Origin of the sequence: Vibrio sp. MED222, from assembly GCF_000153005.1 — a bacterium.
GTDB lineage: Bacteria > Pseudomonadota > Gammaproteobacteria > Enterobacterales > Vibrionaceae > Vibrio > Vibrio tasmaniensis_A.
In genome coordinates this window covers 279,349-306,348 of sequence record NZ_CH902607.1, presented here as the reverse complement: position 1 = coordinate 306,348, position 27,000 = coordinate 279,349, and the positions used below count along the sequence as shown (strand labels likewise).

The window sequence follows — 27,000 nt, the reverse complement described above, 5'->3', positions numbered from 1 at the left end:
ATGAAAACATTATTACCGACTTCAACAGCAGGCAGCTTACCTAAGCCATCTTGGCTAGCACAGCCAGAGACACTTTGGTCTCCATGGAAACTGGAAGGCGACGAATTAACCGACGGCAAACAAGACGCGCTACGTGTCTCTCTTCAAGACCAGCAACAAGCCGGTATTGATATTGTGAGTGACGGCGAACAGACACGTCAGCACTTTGTAACAACCTTCATTGAACACCTGAATGGCGTGGATTTTGAAAAGCGTGAAACCGTTAAAATTCGCGACCGTTACGATGCGAGTGTACCAACAGTCGTTGGCCCTGTTTCTCGTCAAAAGTCGGTTTTTGTCGAAGATGCTAAGTTCTTACGCCAGCAAACGGATCAACCAATTAAGTGGGCTCTACCGGGGCCAATGACCATGATAGATACGCTTTACGACGCGCATTACCAAAGCCGTGAAAAGCTAGCATGGGAGTTCGCAAAAATCCTTAACGAAGAAGCAAAAGAGTTAGAAGCGGCTGGTGTTGATATTATTCAGTTCGATGAGCCTGCGTTTAACGTATTTTTTGATGACGTGAACGATTGGGGTATTGCTTGTTTAGAAAGAGCCATTGAAGGGCTTAAGTGTGAAACTGCAGTTCATATTTGTTATGGCTATGGCATCAAAGCAAATACGGATTGGAAAAAGACACTAGGTACCGAATGGCGCCAATACGAAGAGGTATTTCCTAAGCTTCAGCAGTCGAATATCGATATCATCTCATTAGAGTGTCATAACTCTCATGTGCCGGTTGAATTGCTTGAGCTCGTTCGAGGTAAGAAAGTGATGGTCGGTGCTATCGATGTTGCAACCAATTCAATTGAAACGCCGGAAGAAGTTGCCGACACTCTACGAGAAACACTGAAGTATGTTGATGCCGATAAGCTCTACCCGTGCACCAACTGCGGCATGGCTCCCCTTCCTCGTGAAATTGCCTCAGCTAAGCTCAATGCGCTAAGCGCTGGCGCAGAGATCGTTCGTAAAGAACTTTCAGAGTAACGGTTTAAACTCAAACTAAAACCGAATTCTTGAAGCCTAAGTATCCTATTAATACTTAGGCTTTTTCTATATTAGTACATGATCTTTATAAGCAGCGGCTTACCAGGTTTTATCTAAGTCTTGAGCATATAAAGAGATCGCGCGTTGGTACTCTTTAATCGCATCGCTATTAGTCGTAGATACCAAAAGCTCAAGTAACAGCGACGTCGCCTCTTTATGGCGATCCAAATTGTACAAACACATTGCGTAGAAAGGTTTCACCTCTATCGAGTCAGGATATTCAGCCATAGTCTGTTCGAAATAGCCTAAAGCCTCTGCATAAAGACCAAGGCTTCGATAAGTACTCGCCAAACCGAACAGCGCATCAAAACGCTCTACTGAAGAAAGCACGCCAGACAGAGATAGCACATAATGCTCAATCGCCTGTCGCTCTTTACCTTGATTATCGTAAGACCACGCGATCTGCAAGTGCGCTTTCGCGGCATAATTTTCATCAGTGAGTAGCGTTGCCAACAAGTCACGTGACTCTTGGTACTTCTCTTCTTTTCGCAATTCGATTGCTTGTTTGATAATGGTGTCCATAGTTCTTCCTAAAATCAGTTCCATTTCAACGAGTCCTTTCACTTCAGACAACTGAGTAAAACCTTTTGATTGATAAAGCTTAATAGCGGGGTTCTCACTGAACACTCGCAACACTAACTGAGCCGATGATTGATTGTTCGCATGTTCAATAGCTAAATCGAGACACTTAGAACCAAAGCCTCTATCTTGATATTCAGCTAATATCTGCAAGTCCCTAAGAAACGTTGTATCACAGTTGTAACTGAAGCGGATAACACCAATACGGCTATCCCCTACATAAACTTCATAGTTATCCAGTTCATCCCAGCTGCGTAAAAACTGACTATGACCCCAAGCGATGCCACGAGCTTGGTAGTAACTCGCCATATTCGTTTTAGTGATCGATTCAGCGAACTTAGGATCGGAACCTTTGACTAACCTTACTTCCATATTGTGTCCTTTGTTTCTAAATCAAACATTGAGCAATACGTAATTTAAGTACCAAGAGTATTGCATCGTGTTTAAACCATCCTAATCAATCTGGTTCCTTGGTTAACGCCTTCTCTAACCACATTGAACTGATGTATTGACCGTTTTTCTTCGCATATTCATTGAACACTCCGACTTCTCGAAATCCAAAACGTTTATGAAGTGCTATTGAAGCCTCATTAGGTAAAGCAACACCTGAGAGTACGCGGTGAACACCATAATCACTAATCGATGCAAATAGCTGAGAATAAAGCTTAGAGCCTAAGCCTTTACCTTGAGCTTCTGTCGCAAGATAAATAGTGACCTCTGCGGTATCTTCAAATGCCGACATAACCCGGTATTGCTGAGAACACGCGAAGCCTAATAACGCATCACCTTCTGTCGCGACATAAAGTTGATATTTACTTTGACTAGAAAATTGAGAAAACCACTGCTGGCGATTTTCCAACGACAACTTCTCTTCTTCAAAGCGCGCATTGGTATGTTCAATATAAAAGTTGAAGATATCGGTGATGCCTGCAATATCAGGTAATGTCCCTACTCTGATTTCCATGTAATGTCCTTTTAGTTGTCTATTTTGAATGACTAGTAAACAGGCATCAATAGTGACTGCAGAACTGACTCTCGCAAGGAATACCATCACGATCACCATCTATTTTCACATTGGGACAGTTTGCCAAATAAAACTTTGCTTCATCACAAGATAACATCTCACTGCAGTACATTTTTCCTTGGCAGCTAAAACCCATACTCTCATATGCCGGATTTAACTTTGGCTCTAACAAAAAAAGATAAAAAGCTGCCCCTATAAGACCAACGATAAGTGCAGACAAAATAAGTGATAAAGGATTGGATTTGAGTGGTTCTATACCAACTAACTGAACACTCGAAGCGCTGAGTTTAGAAGAACTATGTGATAGTTGAAATTCAACGCTATCTCCCACTTTTGGAGAACGATAACCCTTTCGAAATTTGGATATATGAACAAAAATATCGCCCTTTAATTCATCTGAGTTGATGAATCCAAACCCCCTCTCATCAACCCATCGAACAATTTTTCCATTCATAACTATTCCTCTCCAAACCGTCTCTTGGTCTTAGTTCAAATCACTAACAATATTCCGTTACGCTTAATAGGGTTCAAGTTTTCCCATTAAGGACTCTTAACTTTACCCATTTTAGTCAGGATGCCTTTGCCCTTCTCATAAACAAAAGATAAACCAAAGTAGACTGAAACCCACAAGACAAAATCAAGAGCGGCTAACTTGATATCAAGTGGATCTGAAAAGATGTTATAGGTGTGCCCAAACTTTGCTTCAATTGATTTAACTAAAATCACTGTAACGATAAAAATCACAATCCTCATGGTTTTTCCTATCTATATCTTTAAACTAAATCGTACACATGCGTGTGGAAATTGTTTAAGTTATTCCAAGTATATAATGCGTTTACGGCCCTACATGTCATTGGCTTTTTCTATAAACCAAGTGCCTTTACACGGGCCATTGGTTAAATGCCAACGACCATCAAATCTATTGCTACTGTCATGTGCTGAAAGTCGATAATCCCACTGGCTATTGCGGACTTCTAACCATTTAACGCATTACGCCAATATTGCACCGTTTTATCAGAGACAGAACCGGTTTCGTTCGCTGATGCGATCAAGAAGCCACATAAGTTGGTCGCAACTTCCTCATTGCCTAACAAATATAAACTACGAATAGCTCGCGTTAACCTTAGTTGGTTATGATCATGGTTTTTAAGCCATACATGATTTGCGGGGCTAAGCGGTAACAACGAAGATATTTCGATACCCTCTCGCTGCATGCCCCAAAACTCAAGCATCAGGTCAAGCACTTGTATATGAGCAGCGCGAAGCTCTTCTGAATTAGCAAAAAGCGCCCTATCTTCTTGAGTAACCAACGGTGCATGTTGATTAAACTTAGTCCCCTCATCTATTGGGAAAAATACTTGAATGTACTTATGGTCATGCTCCAACCAAAAGTGATTGTAAGCTAACAACTGTTCTATATTTCGACCAAACTTATCCGGCGCTTCACCAGATATAAAGCGAGCAATCTCACTCATTTTCAAATCCTACTGACTATAAACCCCCACTTGTGGGCGAATGCATTATTACGCAGTAAGCCGTGAAAAGCCTAGTCCTTTACGTTGTAAGCACCGATCTGACTTCGAACGCCAAATACCGCACGTTAGGAATACTTGTTAATACTTCCAACTCACTGTTCTAACAGACGACACTGATACCCTGCGACGCATTTTAGCTCTGTAATATGTTCAGGGAATCGTTCCTGAAGAAAACACAATGCATCCGCTAGGGTTATCTGGTGCATACAATTTCAAGCGACTGACATAAGTGACTAGCGTAAGTCGCTAACATAAGAGACTAACGCAAGCGTCTCAACACAACCTGCTGGTCGAGATCATTCTGATAGTCCGTGTAATCAAGCCCTTGATCAAATATGTACTCAGTGACAAGAGTGCGAATGCACTCAACTAATGTGCTTGCTTGCCAAGGCTTCTCAAAATAACGGTCGATGCCTGCTGCATTAATCGCATTGATGGTATCGGTGTGAGTGGCCTGCCCGGTAAGAAGAATTTTCTTTGTATTCGGAAAGCGGCTGTCATGGAACACTTCAGTGAGTAACTCCACGCCCGTTTTCCCTGGCATCACATGATCAGACACGATGACGGTAATGTGTTCGCCTTCTGCGTCAAGTTCATCAATGAGATCAAGCACTTCTTGTGCTGATTCACAATCTTCAATATTCAGCCAACTCGCCAGCGGCTCTAAATCTTGTACCACTGCGCTCAGTACTTCTCTCTGGTCATCGACACAGATTAAATTAAGCTTCTCCATGTTCACCCTCTACTGGTAACTTGATTCTAAATACAGTTTTAGAAGCATCACTTTTCACAATGATACTTCCGCCATAACCCGCCACAATCCGCTTAACGATTGATAAACCCAAGCCCAACCCAAACGATAAACCACCTTTTTTAGTGGTGAAGTTGGGCTGAAATACCTTTCTACGAGTCGCCTCGTCTATCTCAGGGCCGTTATTCGTGATCGTAACTAATATTCTTTTCTTACTTAATCTGGTTTGAATTTCTATTGCAGCATCGTCTGAATTCGACATTGCATCGCAAGCATTCTTTACAATGTTGACCCAAATCTGAACGAGCTCTGTTTTCGAGCCTTTAAAAGTCGGCAAATCTGCAGGGCTCAATCGCACAGATACTCTACGTAACTCACTTTGTAACAACGACAAGGCATGGTTAATGGAGTCGTTAATATCAACCGCTTCTTCGGTGTCAATATCAACTCTGCCAAGTTGTTTAACCGATTTTACGATGCCAACGGTGTGTCTAGATGCCAAACGTAAATCATGTAAATCACAGCCCATCTGCCAAAAGCGAATCGCTTCTTCTGGGTTTTTCAACCAATGTTTTGAAATAACGTCTGTTGCAGATAAAGCGTCAATTGGAATCGCCTTTGCAAGAGAGCGTGCAATGTTTTTGTCTAAACCATATTTTCTTTCAAATTGTCGCCCACGTGTTCGCGCTTCTGACGACGACGTTTTCTGACCATGCATTAACCCAAAATCGAAAAATTGACTGGCTTCTGGATGCACTTCTTCAAGCAGATCCATGATGACCGTTTCAAGTCGACCAGATTTACTATTTACTACACCAATAGCGTTGTTAAGTTCATGAGCAATCCCTGCAGCTAATTGACCCAAGGTCGTCATTTGCTCTGCAGTATGTAACTTCTCTAGCGCTTTTTGTTTCGCTATCGCTTCTTGTGTTGCGCGGCGTTGACGACGCGACAACTCATTGACAATCACAGGTGTGAACTGTGCGGTAAGAGGGCCAAATTTCCGTTCATCTTCTGCAGGCGTGTCTTTATCGATCCACGCTAACTCAACATCGGTTTTAGCAACAACCGTTGAAGATGCTGTCCAATTACCTGAAAAGAAGCTATGAACGCCTATAAAAGCCCCACTACCCGCGCTAAACACGCGTACTCGTGGTGCATTCGCTTCGGTATAAAAACCTTCCAGTTCTCCACTAAACACATAATATAAACGAGTGTTTAACGCTGATTGTTCAATAATGGTGTTACCGGCACGGCACGTCACCCGACGTTCTGTCTGATTAAAATAACGCTCGATAAGTGCTTCTAGCTTTTGTTGATACACGTATCGTTATCCTATGTGACCAATTGAATGTAGCAGCCACACCATAACAAAACTCAGTAGCACACCAACCACACCCAAAATAATACCGATTCTGGCCATTTGATTACTTTGCACATGACCCGTGGCATGAGCCAACGCATTCGGTGGCGTACTGATTGGCAGCGACATACCTAATGAAGCGGCAAAAGTCACAACCAGAATTAACGTTAACTCACCGCCTAGTGGCGTGAGTGAAGCCATAGACGAACCCAATGCAGCCATAATTGGCATTAACAAGTTAGCCGTTGCGGTATGAGACATAAAGTTTGCCATTACCAAACACAAGAACGCCGCTCCGAACAACACCACATAGGGTGAGTAAGCATCAAACGGAATGCTGTGTACCACGAGCCTTGCTAAGCCAGTTTTATCGAGAGCTAAACCAAGTGCAATACCACCTGATACAAGCCACAGTACGTCCCAAGAAATTTTCTTCAGGTCTTCTTTATTGATGATCCCTGTGAGTGAGAACACAGCGACAGGAATCAGAGCGACGGTATAAGAGTTCATGCCATGGCTTGAGCCCATTAACCAAAGAATGATGGTCAGCGCAAAAGTGACGTATACCGCAATGGCTTTGGGCGTTTTAAGGAATTTACCTTTGATGCTTAGCTCGATTTTCTTTTGGTCAGCTTTGTACATAAAGCCTATTAAAAACCACGCTAACGCCATCATAATAACGACAAACGGCACACCAAACGCCATCCATTCACCGAACGTAATGAGGTTATCGCCAACTAAATATTTAAGGGCGATAGCGTTCGGGGGGGTACCGATCGGGGTACCAATTCCGCCGATGTTAGCGGCAACAGGGATACAAAGCGCAAACGCTATACGACCGGGGTCTTTCGGGCCAAACACAGCCAGTACCGGCGTTAAAATAGATAGCATCATTGCCGTTGTTGCCGTGTTAGACATAAACATCGAAAAGATACCGGTGATCAACATTAAGCCGAGCATCACAAACTTTGGGTCTTGTCCAAATGGCTTCAACAACACGCGAGCTAAGTTTACGTCTAATCGATATTTAGTGGCGGCCATCGCTAAGAAAAAACCGCCCAAAAACAGCATGATGATTGGGCTAGCGAATGTCGCCATGATATCGCTGTATTTTAACAACTCACCAAAATGTTCCTGCCCATGCTCAAACCTTAAAAAGATCAGCCCTTTATCCGACAACATCAACAATTGCAGAACGATAATAACAACAGACGTCGCGTAGATCGGGATGGGCTCGAACACCCAGCACAATGCCGCCAATAAAAAGATCGCAATAACGCGTTGTTGAATAATCGTAAGGCCTTCAAATGGAAACGCTGATAGCGGCATTACGAGGATAATGAAAGGAATTAAAATAGGGATAATGTATTTAATATAGTGGCGCATAGCACAAAAACTCTTCCTGAGATAACAACTACTTAGAAATTAGATTTAAAGTTCTAATTTAGATCCGACAACGAATTATCGACCTCTTATCTCTATCTCACTATCGGCTAGATCAATGATTACGTAATCGCGATATCTCCTTTTTCGTTTCTGTGCGCTACCTCTACGTTTGTGTGTGATTTACTGTTGCATATAACTTGATTAATCTCGTCGTCAGGATCTTCCATAGGGCTACTGGCCTGTCGATAAAGATTAAAAAGTATTACGTCAACGCCGAAATCTACCTTGAAGCATTTACGTGCGTGGTTCAGATAGGTGTTCTATGCCCAACTCTCGTTGTTTACGTTTACTTAAACCACTAGCAACAATACGATAAGACTCAGACAAGTAATACTTAAGGTCATCGTCTAATTGACCGGAAGTTTCAACTTGCTGTATCCATTTCATCCCACGGTTAGCAAAGTACGGAGCCGGTTTATAACCCTCACAATCACTGAGAAAATCGTAATTTAAGTTGGATGTCTTAAAAGTAAATGCCGCTTTTTTGCCATCACTCCAACCACCAATGGCAAAGACTTTACCACCCACCTTCCAGACATCTGAATTGCCCCATTGAACGACATGACTCGTCCCAGTAAATGTCCCGCAAAAATGGTTAAACTCATCGTAATTCATACTCATTTCCTTATGCACACAACCTCGGATTAAATGTCTAACGTCAGTTCTTGTATGTCAATTAGATCGACTTCCCTACCTAATATTCGCTTGTACTCTACTAAATGATGAACTGGGATTACTGGCAATTCGATACCGAGATAGCTTTTACTGACTGACTCTGAAAAATCGATTTCGAGTTGATGCCAAGATCCATCTAGAGCCGACTGTATCTTCGTATTATGAGATAAACCAATTTCAATTTTTTGGTCTTGGTAAACTAACTGGAAATACTCGAGATCCCAACCGTATTCTGCATAGTGAATTAACGGCTTAGATATGAATTGCGATACGCGAGCCAAAACCTTGTTTGCGTCAAAGTTGTGGATATAAAGGTCTATGTCTGCGATCTCACGACTGCCACCATGTATCGTTGCAGCTAGCCCTCCGACAATTTGATACTCAACACCATCAGCATCCAAGAGTTCTTTGAGCCACTTCAGTGCTACTTTCACTTTTTCACTCATCTAATTCCCTTAGCTGAATTTTCCCTATACCAAAACATCTAATTGAGCAGCAATCATCAGTTATAGATGCCGTGTACATTTGTTATGCCGCTATTTCAACTTAAATGGCTCTTTGAATATTCAAACAACTTGAAATCATCTGATTGGTCTGGCTGAACTTCACCGACTTTGATATAGCCTAACTTTTCGTAGAAATGGTGGTTTCTGTAGGACTGATAAGGGGTGAACAAAGTCCAGTTTGCGATATGCGAATACTGGTGTTCAATAAGGCTCATGGCTTGAGAGCCAATATGTTTATTTTGATACTGAACATCAATGTAGAAATATCGGATCTCAATACTGCTCTGCTCACCACACTCTACGCAAATTGCCCCAGCATAGTCGCTGTTGTACAGCACTTTATAAAAGTTGCCTTTACTAACCTCAGCTTGGAACCACTCTGTTGATTCTATGTTTGGCGGGAACGCACCGTATTTTTCCACATCGTCTGCAAATGCGCTGAGTGCAGACTTCTGCAGCTGTTGGATATCGGCAGTGCTGGCAAGTTCAAGTTGGAGGGAGATATCCGGCATAATTATCCTTAATTCATATACTTTCGACCAAGTGCCCATTTATGTAACGCATTGTACCAGCGCAACATTTTCCTTTAGCACATAGATATTATGGAAATATAAACCATTCACACTGCCAATAAAATCGCCAACTTACCAAGATCAAGCATAGCTCTCATGCTTCAGCCTTTGTGTTAGCGAACCAATAAGCTCATTAGCTTTAGACTTAAATGCTTCTGGCCAAATCACTAAGCTCAACAATGGAATGAAAAATGCTAAGCGTTAGGAATCCCTCTTGAACAGTTTGTATGGATAATAAGCACTCCAATCGGGTAATGTGAGACCCAGGCTTTAGCTGCAACTAAAGCTTTCTATGTAGCAGTTCGTTTAAACGCTGGCTCCTCTATCGAGAGACCGATAACAAACATGAACGCTACATAGGACTTCAAGCATAAACCTCGAATAGTCGACTGGGTCTCGAACCCGCATTACGCAAGCATGAGTTAGCTTATTATGAATACCAAAATCAATCAAAGCATCAACGTTGGAGTTGATACCGGCAAAACACAATTAGACATCCACATCAGGCCACTAGATCTATTTTTCTCAGTAGAGAACAATGATAAAGGCATCAAAAAAGCACTCAAAACAATTAAGAGTCATAGTCCTGAACGCATCGTTATTGAAGCAACAGGCCGGTTAGAAATGCCTTTTGTTCTTGCATGTGCAGAGGCTCAATTACCTATTGTCAGAGCAAACCCTGTCCACATAAAACGATTCGCTGGTGCTATTGGCCGCAGAGCCAAAAATGATCGTTTAGATGCAGAATTGATCGCTCACTATGGAGAAGCAATCAAACCAGCTATTACTGTCATAAAGCCAAAAAACATACGCCTAATGAGTGACTTAGTCATTCGCCGAAACCAGTTGTTATCCATGAAAACCATGGAAAAGAACCGAATCCAGATACTTCCCGCCTCTCTCCATCCGACTATCAAACCAATGCTAACCACGATAAAAAATCAAATCACCAAGTTAGAAGAAAAGCTCGTTAAACTCATTGAAGATAGCCCTGAATACCAAGCTAAAAACACAATATTGCAAAGCGTCCCAGGAATAGGAAACATTGCCGCTGCATCAATAATTAGCAACGTACCTGAACTTGGTTACATCACGAATAAACAAGCAGCATCACTGATTGGTGTCGCTCCAATAACACGTGAAAGTGGTCGCTACAAAGGTAAGCGCGTAATCCAAGGCGGTCGAGCGCAAGTACGAACCGTTTTATACATGGCGATGATGTCAGCCATGCAATGTAACCCCATATTCAAAGCGACTTATGCTCGACTTTTAGCTGCCGGAAAGCCTAAGAAAGTCGCAATAATCGCGTGTGTTCGAAAGATGGTTGTGACCCTAAACTCTATGCTGAGAAATGGCGCCATGTGGAATGAAAGTACAGCCAAAAACTAATCATTGACGCCATAGTCGTTTGTTAGCTTTTTTGGGCTACATACTTTGCGTGAATATCAAGGACAAATGGCTCCACTAAAGCTATACATCGGTCTAGATCGCCATCCGTTATATCTACTTTATCACCATCTAAAGTATTACCATTTCGATGCACAAGGTCATGGCGTAACTCAAGTTGTTTTAATAACTCTCTACTGATATTGAAACGAATGCCAAGAACTTTTTTATAATACATTTCAACATCATTAAGCCGATGCCATACCAATGCTTTCATTGAATGTATCAGATACTCATCAATAGGATTGTTTAAAGCAAAAGGAACCGTCACGGTAGCAGAACGAAACTTGTCATGGCTGGCTAGTTTTCGGAGTGATTCAGGAGAATTAGTAATCTCAAAAATGAACAGGTTTGAAAGATACTGTTCCATTAAACTTATCACGTTTGAAAAATACAATTGGTTGTGAAAACTATCTCGACTTTGCGCTCTTATTTGTGTAAGTCCTTCAGTGAAAGTATTGAGATATACATCAAATGCCGTATCAGAACTCATTAGCATGGTACTCCACTCTAATTTGCTCTTCTAACGTTCCATCCGCAGTCACAACATCTAGCGTCCAATCAACGCCAACATTGGAAGACCAAACATTAATGTTAAACTCATTACCATTCTCGTCTTCAAACGAATCATAGTTTTCGCTCACACTGTCCCTATAGCGATCTGCTGTAAAGTTAGGAGATGGTACGCTAACAACCGTAATTTCTTCAGAACCGCGATAAATAAGTAGATAGCCACCTGAAATAGGTGGCATACAGTCATTACCTTCTAACGTAAACTTCATCGTCTCATTTCTCAAAATACAAATACGTTTCAATTATAACAGCATAGTTTTAGGCTTACACCTTCAGAAAGCTAACGCCCAATTAAGGTGTGAAGCACGCTACCACAGAACCCAATTTGACTACTGTAAACACTGAACTAAACCCAAACCAAAAATGCCAAGCGTGCTGAATCACTCTTAAATTGTTTGTATGGATAATAAGCACTCCAATCGGGTAATGTGAGACCCAGGCTTTAGCTGCAACTAAAGCTTTCTATGTAGTAGTTCGTTTAAACGCTGGCTCCTCTATCGAGAGACCGATAACAAACATGAACGCTACATAGAACTTCAAGCATAAACCTCGAATAGTCGACTGGGTCTCGAACCCGCATTACGCAAGCATGAGTTAGCTTATTATGAATACCAAAATCAATCAAAGCATCAACGTTGGAGTTGATACCGGCAAAACACAATTAGACATCCACATCAGGCCACTAGACCTATTTTTCTCAGTAGAGAACAATGATAAAGGCATCAAAAAAGCACTCAAAACGATTAAGAGTCACAGTCCTGAACGAATCGTTATTGAAGCTACAGGCCGATTAGAAATGCCTTTTGTTCTTGCATGTGCAGAGGCTCAACTACCTATTGTCAGAGCAAACCCTGTCCACATAAAACGATTCGCTGGTGCTATTGGCCGCAGAGCCAAAAATGATCGTTTAGATGCAGAATTGATCGCTCACTATGGAGAAGCAATCAAACCAGCTCTTACTGTCATAAAGCAAAAAAACATACGCCTAATGAGTGACTTAGTCATTCGCCGAAATCAGTTGTTATCCATGCAAACCATGGAAAAGAACCGAATCCAGATACTTCCCGCCTCTCTCCATCCGACTATCAAACCAATGCTAACCACAATAAAAAATCAAATCACCCAGTTAGAAGAAAAGCTCGTTAAACTCATTGAAGATAGCCCTGAATACCGAGCTAAAAACACAATATTGCAAAGCGTCCCAGGAATAGGAAACATTGCCGCTGCATCAATAATTAGCAACGTACCTGAACTTGGTTACATCACGAATAAACAAGCAGCATCACTGATTGGTGTCGCTCCAATAACACGCGAAAGTGGGCGCTACAAAGGTAAGCGCGTGATCCAAGGCGGTCGAGCGCAAGTACGCACAGTGTTATATATGGCAATGATGTCAGCCATGCAATGTAACCCCGTATTCAAAGCGACTTATGCTCGACTTTTAGCTGCCGGAAAGCCTAAGAAAGTCGCAATAATCGCGTGTGTTCGAAAGATGGTTGTGACCCTAAACTCTATGCTGAGAGATGGCGCCATGTGGAATGAAAGTACAGCCAAAAACTAATCATTGACGCCATAGTCGTTTGTTATAAGCCTGATTGTGCAGAACTTAACGACCATCAAAGCATCGTTCAATCTCGGAATCTACTACATCGAGTAGCGCTGATAATCTATTTAATCCTACTTTCTTCTTCTTCTTTGCAACATTTTTATAGTGTAACTTGTGAGAAACTCTATTAAGTAAGAATTGAGATAGAGTCATAATCTGTACTTCTGCAATCACTTGATCTTTAGTCTCTGAGTTTTTGAGCTTGATAATAATATGCTTCGCATTACTTTCTTTATTAGCAATGTATTCAGGTCTATATCTTTTGACCACAGAAAAACTTTTCCCAATAACTTTTTCCACTTCCAACAAATCGCTTTCGAATATTGTTACGACTCGAACACCCAATAAATCCTGCAATTCTGTCAGCTTTTCAAAGCGAGAATTAAGACGAGCTAGTTTATCGACTGTAGAATCCCATGACTTAACTCTGATTTGAGGTTCGAAAGCTAGTTCATTTCTAATGAAATGTAGTTTTTTATTAATCAAATCTGATGTGGTTAGTTGTAGAGAATTTAATACAGGGGATATTTCAGAATATTCTTTGCCAAATTCATTCTTTATATCCTTCTTAGTGACCAGTCTATTCTTTTCTTCTACTTTTTGAACTTTTAATAAAATATGCCAATCAAGTATTTTATACAGCCGGTCATACTGCCCACTACCAAAAACCAAGCTATGATTATTAGCTAATTGCACATTTTGCCCTACCTTAGCAGGATTAAAGAGGCTTTTACCGCTTTCCAATACTTCTAAAGCTGACAATAGCTTTTTATTTGCTATTTCAGGGTTTGGCTCCGTTTTAAAACCTGAATCTAATGAATGCAATTTAGCCTGAAAGCACTCACCGGATTTTAAATGATAAGTAACACATCGAAGAAATCTTAAATAACGGATGCCTAATCTTTCTTCTTTATTTAGTACTGCATTTCTACTTTGATTATAAGCCATTTTTACACCTATCAGCCTAAGCTAACCTTCATAGTTTCACAAGCTCTCGCCATGTTTCTTATTATACAAATTTATATACTGCCTAGGTATATCCGAGTCAGAAATTCTAAACTGTAACAATTTAGATTCATACATGAGTTTAACTAAATCGCTATCTGTACTCATAAAAAGGCAACGGTAAAATATATACTTAACCTCATGAACAGTTAATTGAGAAGCAATTAACTTTATATAAAACCTTCTCTCATCAACATTACTTATATCTTTAGTAACAAGTAACAACAAACTCTCTAAGGTGCCTAAATATCTTGATTGGTGGACTAATGTATAGTTTATTTTCTCAAACACTATTTCTGACTCATCATCATTGAATGAACCTTCTTTAGGGAGTTTAATTATAGACTGAAATTTTCTTAACTGATGAGATAACACAGCGATACCAGTTAACTTTTCTTTTTCAACTGTTATTGTTATTTCATTAAGGTTGCTTCTATAGAAATCAAGGATTCTATAAAAGGCATCATCGAACTTTTGTGCCTTAAATATTTCTCTTGATTCATTCAACTCTTCTCTTTGAATGAGAATTGTAATAATCAAGCCTGCGAACGCTAAGCCTGAGAAAAGAGCGTTTACAATTCCAAAACTATCTCCCAATATAGCCGCACTAGACATAGAGTAGCTTGATATGGGTTGAGTTAGATAAAGTAATATCCCTAGGTAGCCAAAAATGATAAAAACTACAGTAACTCCCATAGCTATCGATATTTTTCTTATAGTCACGATTAACTCTCTGCGTAAAAGTAGTAAATTGGCATTGTACCATTAATTCGAGTGATTTTTTTGATTAAGGCTTATAACAGCTATTAGACAGAAATTTTTTATATTTAAATGCAGAGTGTTCCGCCTAGTTTTCTATGCTGCCTATCTTAATCGACTTACCTTACTCATAACAATGACTTATCGTTCTTAATTTGTGATTGAACAAGAAAATGTAGAATTTTCATGTCTAACAAAACTAAATGTAGAAAAGTTGAGAACTGTGCTTAGTAGTAATGTTAAAACAAGTTTACTATTGACAATAAAGACAATATCCCCACTTCAAAAAATCAGTTATTTACCAATCTGTAATTAAGATAAAATCAGAAAAATATCGGCTTCAACTTAGATACTTTCATTCTATAAATTAAAACAAATCGGATTTTAATAACTCCCGACCCTTCATACGTTTACGATAAATAATAAAATTGGATTTTATAAAAACAATTTGATCAATAAGGATTTTTGTAAACTTTGAATTACATACTCTAAAAATAAATCTCCCTGATAAACTTGTCATAATTCCAAATGCTCTTCCAATCTTGATTCGCAACACATGGCACAGATGTGTTGCATATAGACTTCCTATAAAGCCGTTGGGAAGAAGGAGTTTATATTAAAATCAGGAACGAAAAATGAACCAACAACGTCAACTAAGCTGGAAAATAGCAGCTATTCTAGGTACATCTTTTGGCTTTAATGCACACGCTGCAGAAATGGTCAGAGTCGATAATGATGCATTACTACAACAAAGCCTCGTCGCTCAGTCGAAGAGTGTTGCTCCACTTGAATTAGGTTTTTCAGAAGTTAAGCGGGTGGTATTGCCCAATGGAAAAACCAAAGTCCGCTATCAACAAACTCACCTAGGTTTACCCGTCTTTGATACCTCCGTTGTCGCCACCCTTTCCAAGAACCAACCCACTCAAGTATTCGGTTCAATGGCACAAGGGATCAGTGGAGACTTGTCCAGCATCGCACCAAAGCTGAATGAGGAACAAGCGATTGAAGCCGCTATTTCCTCTCACCGCACGTTTACTGTCGGCAAAAAGTCGATTGAAAATAAAAACGCGAAACTGATGGTGAGATTGGATGAGAACCAAGTCGCCCAAGTGGTGTATCTGGTCGATTTCTTTATCGCGGCCTCAATGCCAGAGCGCCCTTTCTACTTTATTGATGCTACGACTGGCGATGTGCTCCAAAAATGGAATGGACTAAACCACGCTAAAGCACTAGGTACTGGCCCAGGTGGCAACCTCAAAACCACTCGATATGAATATGGCAGTGACTTCCCTAGCTTTCCCATCGACAAAACAGGCACTACTTGTACGTTAGAAAATGATTCAGTTAAGACAGTCGATTTGAGGAACGGAACGTCTGGCAGCGCAGCCTACAGCTACAACTGTGCCGACGGAACTAACTACACCGATCATAAATACATCAACGGGGCTTACTCGCCTCTTAACGATGCGCACTATTTTGGTAATGTCGTATTCGATATGTACAAAGAGTGGATGAACACGTCGCCTTTAACTTTCCAGCTGACGATGCGCGTTCATTACGGTACCGATTATGAAAACGCCTTTTGGAATGGCTCATCCATGACATTTGGGGATGGCAAAAACACCTTTTACCCATTGGTCGATATCAACGTGAGTGCTCACGAGGTTAGCCACGGATTCACCGAGCAAAACTCCGGCCTTGTGTACCAAAACATGTCGGGCGGTATCAATGAAGCCTTCTCCGATATTGCAGGCGAAGCGGCTGAATACTACCTGCGTGGTAATGTCGATTGGGTGGTCGGAAGCGATATATTCAAATCAGAAGGCGGCTTGCGTTACTTTGATCAACCTTCAAAAGATGGCCGCTCGATTGATCACGCCTCTCAATACTACGATGGTTTGAACGTTCACTTATCTAGCGGTGTTTATAACCGCGCCTTTTACCTTTTAGCGAACAAATCGGGTTGGAATGTACGTAAGGGCTTTGAAATATTCACAGTCGCAAACCAACTGTATTGGACGGCAAACAGTACCTTTGATGCCGGTGCGTGTGGCGTAGCGAAAGCCGCTGCAGACATGGGCTATGTGGTTGCCGATGTTGAAGATGCTTTTAATACCGTAGGCGTGAATGCGAGTTGTGGTTCAACGCCACCAACTGGCAATGTGCTGACGAAAGGCACACCAATTACGAACCTAAGCGGGAACCAATCTTCAGAGAGCTTCTACACGTTCACTGTTGATTCTGCATCCAGCGTGACGGTTTCAATGTCTGGTGGTTCAGGTGATGCCGATCTTTATGTGAAATCGGGAAGCAAGCCAACAACATCAAGTTACGACTGTCGCCCTTACCGTGCTGGAAACAATGAGCAGTGTAGTGTGAGCGCTCAACCGGGTGTGACCTATCATGTGTTACTGCGCGGATACTCGAACTACTCTGGCCTAACGTTACGTTTAGATTGAGTTGGAGCGAGCCTCTCAAACAAGTTGTGAATCGAGAACTAGCGGTTAACCGCGAAATAAAAACCTACTCACTTTGAGTAGGTTTTTTTATGACACACCGTAGTAGCTAATAATATTGAAAGTTATTTACTGATACGTTTATTAATTTATAAATATCAAGGTTGCTTAGGTATTATTTTATAAAAACAGTTTAAATTGAGATCCTGTGCTGCACAACGAAACAAAAATAACTGACTAACTTTTGAACACATTCACGTTACTGATAGGTTAATCCTTATAGGGCAAATGCTCTATTAATGATAAAAATTAAAATAAGGATTATTTATGAGACCATCTTTTCCTATCAGTATGGTGCTTGCAACGACAGTGGTTGGCTTCCAGTCTTTTGCGCAAAATATTGAGACAACTGATTCATTAGGTATTGCAGAAAGTAGCGCTGCGCAAAAGCAATCTCTGGCGTTACAAATCAGCGAGCGTTATTCCGATCTTGAGCTTTCATTGAAGGCTCAGATCTCAGAAAAGAACTTATCCGCGCCTGTAGATAAATTGAGCTCTACTCAGCCCTACTCTGCATTTTCAAGCCGGATGCAGAAAGCGGATCTTGGTTATCGCAAGATGAAAGGGATCAACGACTTCAGCGACTCTGTGTTAGAGGTTCGCATGGCTGATGAAGCGATGATCGAAGCTTGGAAGAATGGTGAAAACCCGCTGTTTGCTTTCGAACCATCAGGCGATGATTCAAACTGGCAATACATCGAAGCCTATGATGTGTATGGGCAGGTTCACGAACTAAACGTGTACCAAATGCCAGACGTCCCAGTGTTTGTGGTTGATAGTAACGGTGCTGAAGAGCTCAAAGCAGGCCTAATGGCGATGCAGGCAGAGATGCAAAAGCTGGGTACTACAACGCAAATCAATGCCGATAGCGATACCAATGCCGCCGAGAGTAAACCTCAAAAACCGTCTTTGATGAACAGGGCACGTCGCTCGATGGCCTTGTCAGAGCCTGAGCCGTTGAATACCACACAATTAACCAAAATCCGTTTAGCCGTCGACCAAGAACCTTGGATCTCTGGTAAAGCGGAAATCTACGCTATCGTGACGGGAGTCGATTCAAGTCGTTTAGAGCCCCAGATCGACCTCGTTGAGATGCCTTATCTGGACTACGACAAACAGACGTACTACCCAAACCAGACCGTCATCTTCTGGCCTCGCTACCGCTGGGGAGCTGCGGACATGATTTTGATGGAGCAGGATGATGGTACTGACTATAAAGCGTTAGCAAAACTCTTGGTTCAAGCCGCAGAAGAGATACTGAAGATGATTCCTGATCCAGAAGTTCAGGGGTATGCGATCATCCCTCAGATCACAGGCAAGATTATCGATGTGATTCCTGATGGCGTATTAGTCAATGATGACGACTTCGTGGACGTGTACTACACCTTAATGCAGAACACACCTTATGTAGACCGTCCGGGCGCAGGCGGAAATGCTGTCGCATCGTTTGCACCAGTCACCATTTCACCAACAGAGTAAGTCGTTTCTTATTTAGTTAGGGCTTAATCGCTAGGCCCTAACTCTTCATTATCGAAGGTAAGTCAAACACAAAAAATCTACTCAGAACCTAATTACAAGGAGTAATCAAACACAATGATGTCTTCTAAAAGCGGACGAAACACATCTTTCAGCGCATCATGCTCAGGGTGCGGAAGGTAATTCTGGCGGCCTTCTTCATCGGCGAACGTCATTAACACCGAGTGGGTATAACCTTGATTCTTGTTTTCAGGGCTGTCATTTAATCCCCATTCTACTGAAGTGACCCCTTCAACCTTGTTTGGCATCGCTTCAAACAGCATCTTTAGTTTTTGAACCTCTGAAGCCTCAGCGTTTTCTTTAAACTTAATCAGTAAAATATGACGAATCATTCCCGTTTCTTTTTGAGTCATTCCTTGTCCTTTCGAGTCGTTCGCTTACTGGTTTGTAATGCTTAACCAACTCCCAATAGCGATCTAAAGTTAGAGCACAACAAAATGCCACACGTTACACAACATGCCAAGGCTAGATCACTAGAGTTTATAAAATACTCCACAACCCAATAACGAAAAATGCCGCACCGAGGGCGCAGCATTTCTCATGACAATGGTAAGCACGTTTTAACGTTAATCACGACGACCTGTAAGCTGGATCGTTTGGTCTTGATCTACGTTCTTTTGGAATTGGATTCCGCCGTTAGACGCTTCATTTCTTCCTTCCAGTGTTAAGTCAGATTCAACACGCTCAGCCTTTACTTGATTAGCTTCGCTCGTTGCCATGTCGATAGTACCGGTATACGTTCCGTCAGCAGCGAAAGCTGTGTTCATTGAAAGAGCCATCAAGCCTAGTGCGATAAACTTGTTCATACATCACCTCATATTATTTTTAATTATTTGTTCGTTTGATATCTGTGTTTATTTGTTGGGGTAACTTTAGCGCTTGAGTGAAAGCCATTCGAGGAAAAGCAAGATTTACCAAACGGAAAATCAAGGGATTAGCGAAGTTCTGACGCGGTGCTGTCTTATAAGATTTTTATTGGCACTATGATATTAGAGTCACATAATTTCAGCACGCCTACCGCACCGAAATTACTGCCTATAAAAGGATTCATTTGGAGAGCCTGTGGACATCAATCTAGACATTCAAAATATCCTCGTTATCAAGCGTATGTATGAACTTCGCAATGTTGGACTGGTTGCGGAGTCGCTAGGAAAAACCTCCGGAGCGATCAGCAAGAACCTTTCGAAATTAAAGTTACAGCTCGACGATCCACTGTTCATTCAAACCAAAAACGGGTTTGAACCCACGACTTTTGTTGAAACCAACATCGAAAATTTTGAGCAGATACTCAGCAGTATTGAAGCTATTAAACACCAAGTATTTTCGCCAGAAACTTACCAAGGTGATATCAAAATCTACGCAAATACCCTGTTCTGGGAGCGCTTTGGCTCGAAGCTCTACTTTGCTCTGAGTAAAGAAGCCCCGCATGCTCACTACTCATTCGTTCGGTGGGGAAGCAATGTGAGGAACAGGCTCATCGACGGCGAAGAATCCATAGCGGTTCATTACTTTGATGAAACCTTGCCACAGTCAATTTCTCAAATGGAATTCGGCAAAGGAAAAGTGGTGTTCTTCGTGAGAGAGGATCATCCAGCGAAAGACTTTGAGTCGCTCGCCAACTACCCAATCATTCTATTTAAAACCCCGGGATGGAATGACAATAAATACCCGATCCTTGATCGCCTTAGGAATATCGGATTTCACGTCAACCCAAGAGTGGAAGTCGACCACCCTGCGATGATTCACGATGTTGTGTTCAAATCCGACTATTTTGGTATCACCCTCAATGGCAGCGTACCAGAAGGCTGTCGTAGTATTGATTTACCCGAAAAACTGACGATCGATGTGGGTTATGTGATGAGCTGCCGTCGTTCACAGAAAGACGCGCCTTTGAATCAATGGCTATTCCAAATGCTAAAGTCTACGCTGAAAAGCAAGCAAGCATAGTTCAACATCTAAAGGCCTAAATGATTAACGGGTTAAGTACTTAAAAGCGTAAAAGCTTAAAGGCTTAGCTGCTTAACGACATAACTCCCCTATCATCCAAAAAAGAAAAGGCTCCCGAGGGAGCCTTTGATTAGGGTTCTAGTGACTATTCGCTTATGTTTTTATTTTAAAATGCTTCTTCGAGCGTTTGTTCATTCTTTTTTTCTGTTTGTTTCTCGCTGGTCTCTACCTCTTTCAAGCGCGCGGTGAAGTGTCTTAACACCGGTGGCTCGTAGGTAAAGTCGAGCCCTTTCACTTTCCCAGCATTCTCTTTCACTTTTTCGAATGCTTCGATGATGAAGTCCATGTGCGTTTGTGTGTAGGTCGCGCGAGGAATGGTAAGGCGCAATAACTCAGCAGGACATGGGTGTTGTTCACCGGTTGCTGGGTCGCGACCTTGCAGCAATGAGCCAATCTCAACCGCTCTGATACCAGCGACTTTATAGAGTTCACACGCCAAAGCATGTGCTGGGAACTGACCTGCTGGAATATGAGGAAGCAGTTTACCCGCATCCACAAACGCAGCGTGACCACCTGCTTGCTGGCACACGATGCCCATCGCTTCTAAGCCGTCAACAAGGTATTGCACCTGGCCAATACGGTATTCCAACCAGTCTTGACGCATACCGTCATAAAGGCCAACCGCAAGACGCTCCATCGCGCCGCCTTCTAAGCCACCATAAGTTGGGAAGCCTTCTTGCACGACACACAAGGTTCGACACTCTGTGTACACATCCATGAAAGAGTCGTCTTTAAAGCACAACAAGCCGCCCATTTGTACCATGGCATCTTTCTTAGCAGACATGGCTAAGCCATCCGCGTATTTGTAAGACTCACGCGTGATCTGTTCGATTGTCCAATCCTGATAACCCGCTTCACGTTGTTGAATGAAGTAGGCATTTTCAGCGTAACGTGCCGAGTCCATGATCACAGGAATGTCGTACTTCTGAGCGATTTCATACACGGCTTTTAGATTGGCGATGGACACTGGCTGTCCACCAGCAGAGTTACAGGTAATGGTGCTCACAATATAAGGAACATTGGCTGCGCCCGCTTCTAAGATCGCTTCTTCCAGCTTCACCACATCGAAGTTGCCTTTGAAGTCCGCATTCACAGAGGTATCAAACGCTTCTTTGGTATAAACGTTTTTCGCCACACAGCAATTCACTTGGGTGTGACCTTGTGTTGTATCGAAGAAGTAGTTCGACAGAGCGACCATTTTGCTTCGGTCGAGCCCTTTCTCCATTTCACGCTTCTTAATAAGAACCGGAATGTAGATCTGCTCTGCACCGCGTCCTTGGTGTGTTGGAATCGTCAACTCGTAACCGAAGATATCCTTAACCGCATTCGACAATGCGTAGTAACTGCGGCTACCACTGTAAGCTTCATCCCCCATTAACATCGCGGCTTGCATACGTTGGGTGATAGATCCGGTTCCGCTGTCTGTCAGTAAGTCGATAAACACATCATCACTATCCAGTAAGAATGGGTTCATGCCCGCTTCAACAATGGCTTGCTCACGATATGCAGAGGTTGTTCTTTTTACTGGTTCTACAACACGAATACGAAACGGCTCTGGTAGATGTTTGAAGTTTTCCATAATAGTACCTTTCTATACATTCCGATCAGGTCGAAATCTATTTTCTTTAGATGTCACGAATCCTCATCATTAATTTAATAGCTCCGCATAAAGATAGACGGAAATTAACAATGAAAATAAACAAGTTAAATAATGAGTTATTAATCGAACCTAAACAGAGGCTGAGATAATTAGCGAAAACGACAAAATAACGAATATTCTGCACGAAATAATAAGTGCGACATTCATGCGTTCAAAGGTTATCAAAGCTGCTGATAGGTAAACAAAGCGCGCTGCTTTGCTGGCGTGTGACGCCTAGAGGATACTACTCTGAAGAAAGGCGGAACGAGAGCTGGTGATCTAAGGTATACCAAGCTAACAAGGTTAGCCATGTTGTTGATTGCCATTTCAGATACATGTTCACAATATATCCCTACGTTGAAATCAAGATGATCCGAAATTTAAATATAGTGCAATTGTTTTATAAATAAAGCTTAGAAAAGTATAAATGTGATCAACATTTAGAATGATAATTAAATACGATAGCATGTTATATAAACTGTGAAGACCATCATTTTACATACTATTAAACTAGTTCGTGATCGCCTTAATAATAACGGACATTTTTAAATTCAATGCTTATCCGATATAGGATGAAGGTGGCTATTTTCGACAAAGCTATCTTCTAGAAATCTACTGAGCTAAAAAGATAAGCTCTGATGAGTCTCAAGCCTCATCAGAACCGTTTTGCAGCCGCAGTCGTGGATTACTTTTTCTTCACGACTTGCTTGATGGCCATTTCAGCCAGTTTTGGCGTCGCTGCTTTCAATGCACTGGGGGCAACCTTCTTACCCACCTTGACCGCTTTATTCAGTTGGCCTTTAACCGACGTCCCTCTTTTCATGGCCTCTAAACGTTGGCGGTTTCTCTGAACGTTATTTGCGTCAGCGATATGCTCGATCAACGTCTGCCTTAAAGTATCTAAACCAAACTGTACCTTTTCTGGCGCAATCGCCAGCGGTAACACGATATCGGTTTGCAGCAATATATGATTGTATTCGAGCGCTTGAGCAATGATCTTTGCTTTGGTCGATGTTGGATTCTCTAAGTCATACGGTGGTTGCCAATCGTCTACAGGCTTTAATCGGTCTACCTGATTCACAACCGACACCACAATCGGCTTCTTGCGTGAGATGTTCTTAGGATCGTCATAGAAAGCATCAAATCTATCTTTCAATTGCTTATCCAAATCACGTGCAGACTGATTGGCTTTAAGCACCCATAGCACCACATCGGCTTGGGTCATCTCTTTCAGCATTAAGGCTTCGGTTTTAGGATTGCCATCAAGCCCCTGAAGATCAACCACGCGAACATCATTGTCGTCGACAAACGCGTTGTACACCGTTGAAGTGTCGGTTGATGGCAGCACATCCACTTCTGCAACCAACTCTTGCTTGAGCGCATTGATAAGTGAAGATTTACCAGAACTGGTTTGCCCCACCAGCACGATTCGCACAGGTTCTAACTCTGGAGCAAAGCGTTGTTCGTCGAGTTCAGAAACATCCGACGCTCTCAGTGCTTCATCTTCAATGCTGAAACGTCCGCTGTAGAGATCAATCGCCACCGCCGCAACTTCATCTAACAAGGCTTGTTTAGCGGCGTATTGCATGTCATCAACCACACCTCTTGTCATTGAAGATGTCGCTTGCTCTCTCCCTAAATCAGAAACAACTTTTAGCGGGTTCAAATAGAGGTTTTTGAGGTGATTCCCCCAAATAGCGGCCTTAACGATCTTTTGCCCTAGTTCGCCATATTTATCATAGGCTTCGTAGCCCGCCTTAATGTAAGAAACCTTGAGATACTCAATGCCCGGTATATGCTCTCGCACTACCAGTTTGTAGCGTCGGCTTACCTCTTCGAACAGCTTTAGCCCTTCAGGAATCGAGAAATCGAGCGATTTCTTATCAAACTTTTTCGCCACAAACTCAAGTACTTCTAAACCGGTTTGGTCTAGGTTGCCCCACTCTATGTCGACCATTAATTGTTGGCGTACATGATGTTTTGAATCATTCCAGATCGACAGTTCTTTTTGAGACCAATCAGTCGAAGCCTTAACCAATGCATCGTTGATATCAGCTTTGTTATGTTGTGATTCAGATTCAGATTCAGAAGCATCTTCGCCAAGGCCGTCGCTCTCTTTATTTGAGAAGGGCTCCGTACTTGAAGATCGGCGTGAAGAATCGCGTGAAGAACGACTAGAAATGAACAAGGGAATGGTGAATACCAAGGTACTCACGGCAATGGCAATCGACATTTCGAGTAGGTAACCGTATTTGATCGCCAAGAAGACACCAAAAACCATCATGATAATGCTTGGGAAGATGGCAGAAATCAGAGCAATACCCCAACGGCCGCTCGATAGCACCGCCAGTAATCGAAATAGGTTTCTAATTTTCTTCATAGCCCGACGCCGCCTTTCCTTTTTTCAGGGATTCTTTGTAGATCTTCTGCATCTCTTGTTCAGACACTTCTTCGCCTTTGTTCTTATGATAGAAGTAAAAACAAGCCGCGCGACCTAAGCCATAAGAGGTGCCGAAACTCATTGCCGCTGCAGCCACCGCCCCTACCGTTTGACCATAAACTGGAATCAGCTTTATCAACTGTCGAGTGCCCAGTTTCATTCCGTATTGCAAAGCAAAGCTGCTTCCCAGAGTGCCTATCAGCTCACTGAAGACTCTCTTGTTCCACTCGACCCCATATTGATTCGCTAAACTATGTAGCATTTTCGCTTGAATCGCAGGTACCGACACCAAACCAACACCCGGAATCAGGTCGCTCGCTGCCGCACTTCCCGCATACCAAAGCACTTCGTTTTCTACTTGATCAAAGTTGGCTTCTTCCTGTGTGGAGTGCTCTTTGTCTTGCACCATCATTCCAATAACAGGAAGAATACTGGTCAGCTTTTCTAACAAGATGTCATAGTTGTAAATTGAACCACGGTTATTATTCGAGTCATCCGTTTCAAAATCGACCGATACCGATTCAAACTCTTTACCCCAAGCCTTCTCGACTTGGTTGGTGTTGAACTGAACCTGCCTTGCTCGATCTGGTTCACTGGAAGACAACACTGCAGTATGAACCAGCAGCAAGTGCTTAATTTTCTTCTGTTTCTTAATCTGCTTTAGAGCCGCAAGCACTGAGGATTGTTCAGGTTCGTCGGCTTTCATTACAACGACTAACGCATTACCTGCCTGACCAATCTCTTCCAGATCCTCTTTCGCATCGTAATTCGCTTCGCTTAGTCCTCTGGTATCGAGAAAGCGCATCACGGGTTTGTCTTGTGGGAATTCGTAAGACATCGCCGTCATGGTACAAGGCGCAAAACCATTGCCAACTTCAACAGAAGAGTTGCCAGTCACCGCTTGAATAAACGATGACTTACCTGCCCCCGTTTTCCCCAACAGCCACAAGGTCGGCAGATGCTGACGCTGGTATTCATGGGCCTGAGTCAAGTCTGGGTTCTTGCTTGGATTTATGAAGTCTTTTATTTGATCAAACATGTTTAGAGTAACGCTCACTTGATGTTGAGATTCGAGTTGATGACAAAGCAGTACTGACTTATATAATCACAAATCATATTAAACTTATGTTTGTTCAGTCGCACAGGTTTACAATACCTAAACGCTTGTTTTTATTTGCGCGCTCATTTTTATAGACGCTTTTTTATACGTACGGGTATCATCGTATTGATTAACGCATCGAACAAACATCAACAAACACAGAGAAGTAAAAGGTAAGTATGGAACAAATTTATTTAGCTGGCGGTTGCTTATGGGGCGTACAGGAATTTATTAAGTACGTTCCTGGTGTTATCAGCACAGAAGCAGGTCGTGCCAATGGAAGTGCCCAGCTAACAGAAAACAGGACGACACAATGCGATAGCACGCAATGCAATGGCACACAAAGCGATTACGATGGCTATGCAGAATGCGTACAAATTGAATTTGATCCAAGCGTTACGTCTGTAATGATTTTGATGAAACACTTGTTTGAGATTATCGACCCTTACAGCGTGAATAAACAAGGTGTCGATGTGGGAGAGAAATACCGCACAGGCGTATACAGCACCAACGCAGCACACTTAACAGAAGCTAAACACTATATCGCTTCACGAGACGACGCCGACCGTATCGCACTCGAGATATTGCCGTTAACTCACTATGTTGCGAGTGATGATATCCACCAGCATCACCTAAGCCACTTCCCTGAAGATCACCACTTATGTCATATCCCTTGGGATCTGCTGCATAAGTATAAATCGCAGTAGTCACGACGTAAGATTGAGATGGTCACGACCTAAGATCGATAAAGCCTCAACAGACATTACCCGTTGAGGCTTTTTAAGTGTTATTGGCCAAGACAGCTATCTGAATTTATTCGATAGCTCTAACCAT

Annotated in this window: 27 protein-coding genes and 1 pseudogene; 7 read left to right on the top strand and 21 right to left on the bottom strand. The window is 42.2% G+C overall.

From position 1 onward, the window contains the following. Positions 1–1,029 (top strand): methionine synthase, encoded by a 1,029-nt coding sequence (locus MED222_RS13470; protein WP_009846559.1) that lies wholly within the window; start codon positions 1–3, stop codon positions 1,027–1,029. A 99-nt stretch (positions 1,030–1,128) separates the two neighbouring features. On the opposite strand, the gene MED222_RS22640 is transcribed toward MED222_RS13470, so the two are convergent. The 12 genes and pseudogenes from MED222_RS22640 to MED222_RS13520 all read right to left on the bottom strand — a co-directional run bounded on the left by MED222_RS22640 (position 1,129) and on the right by MED222_RS13520 (position 9,480). Further along, positions 1,129–1,611, bottom strand: a complete 483-nt coding sequence (locus MED222_RS22640; protein WP_032555233.1) for a tetratricopeptide repeat protein — start codon at positions 1,609–1,611, stop codon at positions 1,129–1,131. Then, a pseudogene (locus MED222_RS22635) lies at positions 1,609–2,040 on the bottom strand (GNAT family N-acetyltransferase); the annotation flags it as partial. The gene MED222_RS22640 and the pseudogene MED222_RS22635, both read right to left, overlap by 3 nt. Positions 2,041–2,125: 85 nt before the next feature. After that, positions 2,126–2,632 carry a GNAT family N-acetyltransferase gene (locus MED222_RS13475; protein ID WP_009846557.1) on the bottom strand — a complete coding sequence of 169 codons (507 nt, stop codon included), beginning with the start codon at positions 2,630–2,632 and terminating at the stop codon, positions 2,126–2,128. Between the two features lie 46 nt (positions 2,633–2,678). Then, the gene (locus MED222_RS13480; protein ID WP_009846556.1) at positions 2,679–3,146 is read right to left on the bottom strand and encodes a cold shock domain-containing protein; all 468 of its coding nucleotides are present in this window, start codon (positions 3,144–3,146) and stop codon (positions 2,679–2,681) included. An 86-nt stretch (positions 3,147–3,232) separates the two neighbouring features. Continuing rightward, positions 3,233–3,445 (bottom strand): hypothetical protein, encoded by a 213-nt coding sequence (locus tag MED222_RS13485; RefSeq protein ID WP_009846555.1) that lies wholly within the window; start codon positions 3,443–3,445, stop codon positions 3,233–3,235. Positions 3,446–3,666: 221 nt separating this feature from the next. Further along, positions 3,667–4,167: an opioid growth factor receptor-related protein gene (locus MED222_RS13490; protein WP_009846554.1), complete on the bottom strand. Its 501-nt coding sequence runs from the start codon at positions 4,165–4,167 to the stop codon at positions 3,667–3,669. Between the two features lie 319 nt (positions 4,168–4,486). Then, on the bottom strand, positions 4,487–4,960 hold the full coding sequence (locus tag MED222_RS13495; protein ID WP_009846553.1) for a response regulator: 474 nt from the start codon (positions 4,958–4,960) through the stop codon (positions 4,487–4,489). After that, entirely contained in the window at positions 4,947–6,302 is a 1,356-nt protein-coding gene (locus MED222_RS13500; RefSeq protein WP_009846552.1) for an ATP-binding protein, read from the bottom strand. Before MED222_RS13500 ends, MED222_RS13495 begins: the two co-directional genes overlap by 14 nt. 6 nt (positions 6,303–6,308) lie before the next feature. Further along, positions 6,309–7,727, bottom strand: a complete 1,419-nt coding sequence (locus MED222_RS13505; protein ID WP_009846551.1) for an SLC13 family permease — start codon at positions 7,725–7,727, stop codon at positions 6,309–6,311. Positions 7,728–8,021: 294 nt separating this feature from the next. Further along, on the bottom strand, positions 8,022–8,402 hold the full coding sequence (locus tag MED222_RS13510) for an MmcQ/YjbR family DNA-binding protein (protein WP_009846550.1): 381 nt from the start codon (positions 8,400–8,402) through the stop codon (positions 8,022–8,024). A 29-nt stretch (positions 8,403–8,431) separates the two neighbouring features. Continuing rightward, positions 8,432–8,908, bottom strand: coding sequence for a hypothetical protein (locus MED222_RS13515; protein WP_009846549.1), 477 nt, complete (start codon positions 8,906–8,908; stop codon positions 8,432–8,434). A 95-nt stretch (positions 8,909–9,003) separates the two neighbouring features. After that, complete coding sequence (locus MED222_RS13520) at positions 9,004–9,480, bottom strand: GNAT family N-acetyltransferase (RefSeq protein ID WP_009846548.1); 477 nt, start codon at positions 9,478–9,480, stop codon at positions 9,004–9,006. Between the two features lie 492 nt (positions 9,481–9,972). On the opposite strand from MED222_RS13520, the gene MED222_RS22465 reads away from it, so the two are divergent. Then, entirely contained in the window at positions 9,973–10,929 is a 957-nt protein-coding gene (locus MED222_RS22465) for an IS110 family transposase (protein WP_009846547.1), read from the top strand. A gap of 22 nt (positions 10,930–10,951) precedes the next feature. Here the strand turns inward: MED222_RS22465 and MED222_RS13530 are convergent, their stop codons facing one another. Together MED222_RS13530 and MED222_RS13535 are read right to left on the bottom strand one after the other, a co-directional pair. Further along, positions 10,952–11,479 (bottom strand): hypothetical protein, encoded by a 528-nt coding sequence (locus tag MED222_RS13530; RefSeq protein ID WP_009846546.1) that lies wholly within the window; start codon positions 11,477–11,479, stop codon positions 10,952–10,954. Then, entirely contained in the window at positions 11,469–11,768 is a 300-nt protein-coding gene (locus MED222_RS13535; RefSeq protein ID WP_009846545.1) for a hypothetical protein, read from the bottom strand. The genes MED222_RS13530 and MED222_RS13535 overlap by 11 nt, the downstream gene beginning before the upstream one ends. Positions 11,769–12,163: 395 nt before the next feature. Between MED222_RS13535 and MED222_RS22460 the strand changes: the two genes are divergently transcribed. After that, positions 12,164–13,120: an IS110 family transposase gene (locus MED222_RS22460; protein WP_009846544.1), complete on the top strand. Its 957-nt coding sequence runs from the start codon at positions 12,164–12,166 to the stop codon at positions 13,118–13,120. Between the two features lie 45 nt (positions 13,121–13,165). Here MED222_RS22460 and MED222_RS13545 read toward each other — a convergent pair whose 3' ends face one another. Together MED222_RS13545 and MED222_RS13550 are read right to left on the bottom strand one after the other, a co-directional pair. Next, on the bottom strand, positions 13,166–14,113 hold the full coding sequence (locus MED222_RS13545) for a RelA/SpoT domain-containing protein (protein WP_009846543.1): 948 nt from the start codon (positions 14,111–14,113) through the stop codon (positions 13,166–13,168). Between the two features lie 36 nt (positions 14,114–14,149). After that, positions 14,150–14,893 (bottom strand): hypothetical protein, encoded by a 744-nt coding sequence (locus MED222_RS13550; protein WP_009846542.1) that lies wholly within the window; start codon positions 14,891–14,893, stop codon positions 14,150–14,152. 671 nt (positions 14,894–15,564) lie between these two features. Between MED222_RS13550 and MED222_RS13555 the strand changes: the two genes are divergently transcribed. Together MED222_RS13555 and MED222_RS13560 are read left to right on the top strand one after the other, a co-directional pair. Next, positions 15,565–17,388 (top strand): M4 family metallopeptidase, encoded by a 1,824-nt coding sequence (locus MED222_RS13555; protein ID WP_009846541.1) that lies wholly within the window; start codon positions 15,565–15,567, stop codon positions 17,386–17,388. A gap of 324 nt (positions 17,389–17,712) precedes the next feature. Next, positions 17,713–18,924, top strand: coding sequence for a DUF3103 domain-containing protein (locus MED222_RS13560; protein WP_009846540.1), 1,212 nt, complete (start codon positions 17,713–17,715; stop codon positions 18,922–18,924). 92 nt (positions 18,925–19,016) lie between these two features. Here MED222_RS13560 and MED222_RS13565 read toward each other — a convergent pair whose 3' ends face one another. Together MED222_RS13565 and MED222_RS13570 are read right to left on the bottom strand one after the other, a co-directional pair. Continuing rightward, positions 19,017–19,334, bottom strand: coding sequence for a Dabb family protein (locus MED222_RS13565; RefSeq protein ID WP_009846539.1), 318 nt, complete (start codon positions 19,332–19,334; stop codon positions 19,017–19,019). A gap of 213 nt (positions 19,335–19,547) precedes the next feature. Further along, on the bottom strand, positions 19,548–19,787 hold the full coding sequence (locus tag MED222_RS13570) for a hypothetical protein (RefSeq protein ID WP_009846538.1): 240 nt from the start codon (positions 19,785–19,787) through the stop codon (positions 19,548–19,550). A gap of 256 nt (positions 19,788–20,043) precedes the next feature. Here MED222_RS13570 and MED222_RS13575 point away from each other — a divergent pair, with 256 nt between their 5' ends. Then, positions 20,044–20,928: a LysR family transcriptional regulator gene (locus tag MED222_RS13575; RefSeq protein WP_009846537.1), complete on the top strand. Its 885-nt coding sequence runs from the start codon at positions 20,044–20,046 to the stop codon at positions 20,926–20,928. Between the two features lie 166 nt (positions 20,929–21,094). Here MED222_RS13575 and tnaA read toward each other — a convergent pair whose 3' ends face one another. From tnaA to MED222_RS13590, 3 genes are all read right to left on the bottom strand, one after another. Then, positions 21,095–22,567, bottom strand: coding sequence for a tryptophanase (gene tnaA / locus MED222_RS13580; RefSeq protein ID WP_009846536.1), 1,473 nt, complete (start codon positions 22,565–22,567; stop codon positions 21,095–21,097). Positions 22,568–23,312: 745 nt separating this feature from the next. Next, complete coding sequence (locus MED222_RS13585; RefSeq protein WP_009846535.1) at positions 23,313–25,007, bottom strand: GTPase family protein; 1,695 nt, start codon at positions 25,005–25,007, stop codon at positions 23,313–23,315. Continuing rightward, positions 24,994–26,106: a YcjF family protein gene (locus tag MED222_RS13590; protein WP_009846534.1), complete on the bottom strand. Its 1,113-nt coding sequence runs from the start codon at positions 26,104–26,106 to the stop codon at positions 24,994–24,996. Before MED222_RS13590 ends, MED222_RS13585 begins: the two co-directional genes overlap by 14 nt. A gap of 239 nt (positions 26,107–26,345) precedes the next feature. Here MED222_RS13590 and MED222_RS13595 point away from each other — a divergent pair, with 239 nt between their 5' ends. Next, positions 26,346–26,873, top strand: coding sequence for a peptide-methionine (S)-S-oxide reductase (locus tag MED222_RS13595; RefSeq protein ID WP_009846533.1), 528 nt, complete (start codon positions 26,346–26,348; stop codon positions 26,871–26,873). Positions 26,874–27,000 lie beyond the last annotated feature (127 nt).

Excerpts from the sequence above, each read along its gene's own strand:
- MED222_RS22465 (WP_009846547.1), top strand. The coding sequence starts at position 9,973 with ATGAATACCAAAATCAATCAAAGCATCAACGTTGGAGTTGATACCGGC.
- MED222_RS13535 (WP_009846545.1), bottom strand. The coding sequence starts at position 11,768 with ATGAAGTTTACGTTAGAAGGTAATGACTGTATGCCACCTATTTCAGGT.
- tnaA (WP_009846536.1), bottom strand. The coding sequence starts at position 22,567 with ATGGAAAACTTCAAACATCTACCAGAGCCGTTTCGTATTCGTGTTGTA.
- MED222_RS13490 (WP_009846554.1), bottom strand. The coding sequence starts at position 4,167 with ATGAGTGAGATTGCTCGCTTTATATCTGGTGAAGCGCCGGATAAGTTT.
- MED222_RS13560 (WP_009846540.1), top strand. The coding sequence starts at position 17,713 with ATGAGACCATCTTTTCCTATCAGTATGGTGCTTGCAACGACAGTGGTT.
- MED222_RS13520 (WP_009846548.1), bottom strand. The coding sequence starts at position 9,480 with ATGCCGGATATCTCCCTCCAACTTGAACTTGCCAGCACTGCCGATATC.
- MED222_RS22640 (WP_032555233.1), bottom strand. The coding sequence starts at position 1,611 with ATGGACACCATTATCAAACAAGCAATCGAATTGCGAAAAGAAGAGAAG.
- MED222_RS13470 (WP_009846559.1), top strand. The coding sequence starts at position 1 with ATGAAAACATTATTACCGACTTCAACAGCAGGCAGCTTACCTAAGCCA.
- MED222_RS13565 (WP_009846539.1), bottom strand. The coding sequence starts at position 19,334 with ATGACTCAAAAAGAAACGGGAATGATTCGTCATATTTTACTGATTAAG.
- MED222_RS13495 (WP_009846553.1), bottom strand. The coding sequence starts at position 4,960 with ATGGAGAAGCTTAATTTAATCTGTGTCGATGACCAGAGAGAAGTACTG.
- MED222_RS13585 (WP_009846535.1), bottom strand. The coding sequence starts at position 25,007 with ATGAAGAAAATTAGAAACCTATTTCGATTACTGGCGGTGCTATCGAGC.
- MED222_RS13475 (WP_009846557.1), bottom strand. The coding sequence starts at position 2,632 with ATGGAAATCAGAGTAGGGACATTACCTGATATTGCAGGCATCACCGAT.
- MED222_RS13485 (WP_009846555.1), bottom strand. The coding sequence starts at position 3,445 with ATGAGGATTGTGATTTTTATCGTTACAGTGATTTTAGTTAAATCAATT.
- MED222_RS13570 (WP_009846538.1), bottom strand. The coding sequence starts at position 19,787 with ATGAACAAGTTTATCGCACTAGGCTTGATGGCTCTTTCAATGAACACA.
- MED222_RS13510 (WP_009846550.1), bottom strand. The coding sequence starts at position 8,402 with ATGAATTACGATGAGTTTAACCATTTTTGCGGGACATTTACTGGGACG.
- MED222_RS13480 (WP_009846556.1), bottom strand. The coding sequence starts at position 3,146 with ATGAATGGAAAAATTGTTCGATGGGTTGATGAGAGGGGGTTTGGATTC.
- MED222_RS13530 (WP_009846546.1), bottom strand. The coding sequence starts at position 11,479 with ATGAGTTCTGATACGGCATTTGATGTATATCTCAATACTTTCACTGAA.
- MED222_RS13555 (WP_009846541.1), top strand. The coding sequence starts at position 15,565 with ATGAACCAACAACGTCAACTAAGCTGGAAAATAGCAGCTATTCTAGGT.
- MED222_RS13590 (WP_009846534.1), bottom strand. The coding sequence starts at position 26,106 with ATGTTTGATCAAATAAAAGACTTCATAAATCCAAGCAAGAACCCAGAC.
- MED222_RS22460 (WP_009846544.1), top strand. The coding sequence starts at position 12,164 with ATGAATACCAAAATCAATCAAAGCATCAACGTTGGAGTTGATACCGGC.
- MED222_RS13515 (WP_009846549.1), bottom strand. The coding sequence starts at position 8,908 with ATGAGTGAAAAAGTGAAAGTAGCACTGAAGTGGCTCAAAGAACTCTTG.
- MED222_RS13595 (WP_009846533.1), top strand. The coding sequence starts at position 26,346 with ATGGAACAAATTTATTTAGCTGGCGGTTGCTTATGGGGCGTACAGGAA.
- MED222_RS13545 (WP_009846543.1), bottom strand. The coding sequence starts at position 14,113 with ATGGCTTATAATCAAAGTAGAAATGCAGTACTAAATAAAGAAGAAAGA.
- MED222_RS13505 (WP_009846551.1), bottom strand. The coding sequence starts at position 7,727 with ATGCGCCACTATATTAAATACATTATCCCTATTTTAATTCCTTTCATT.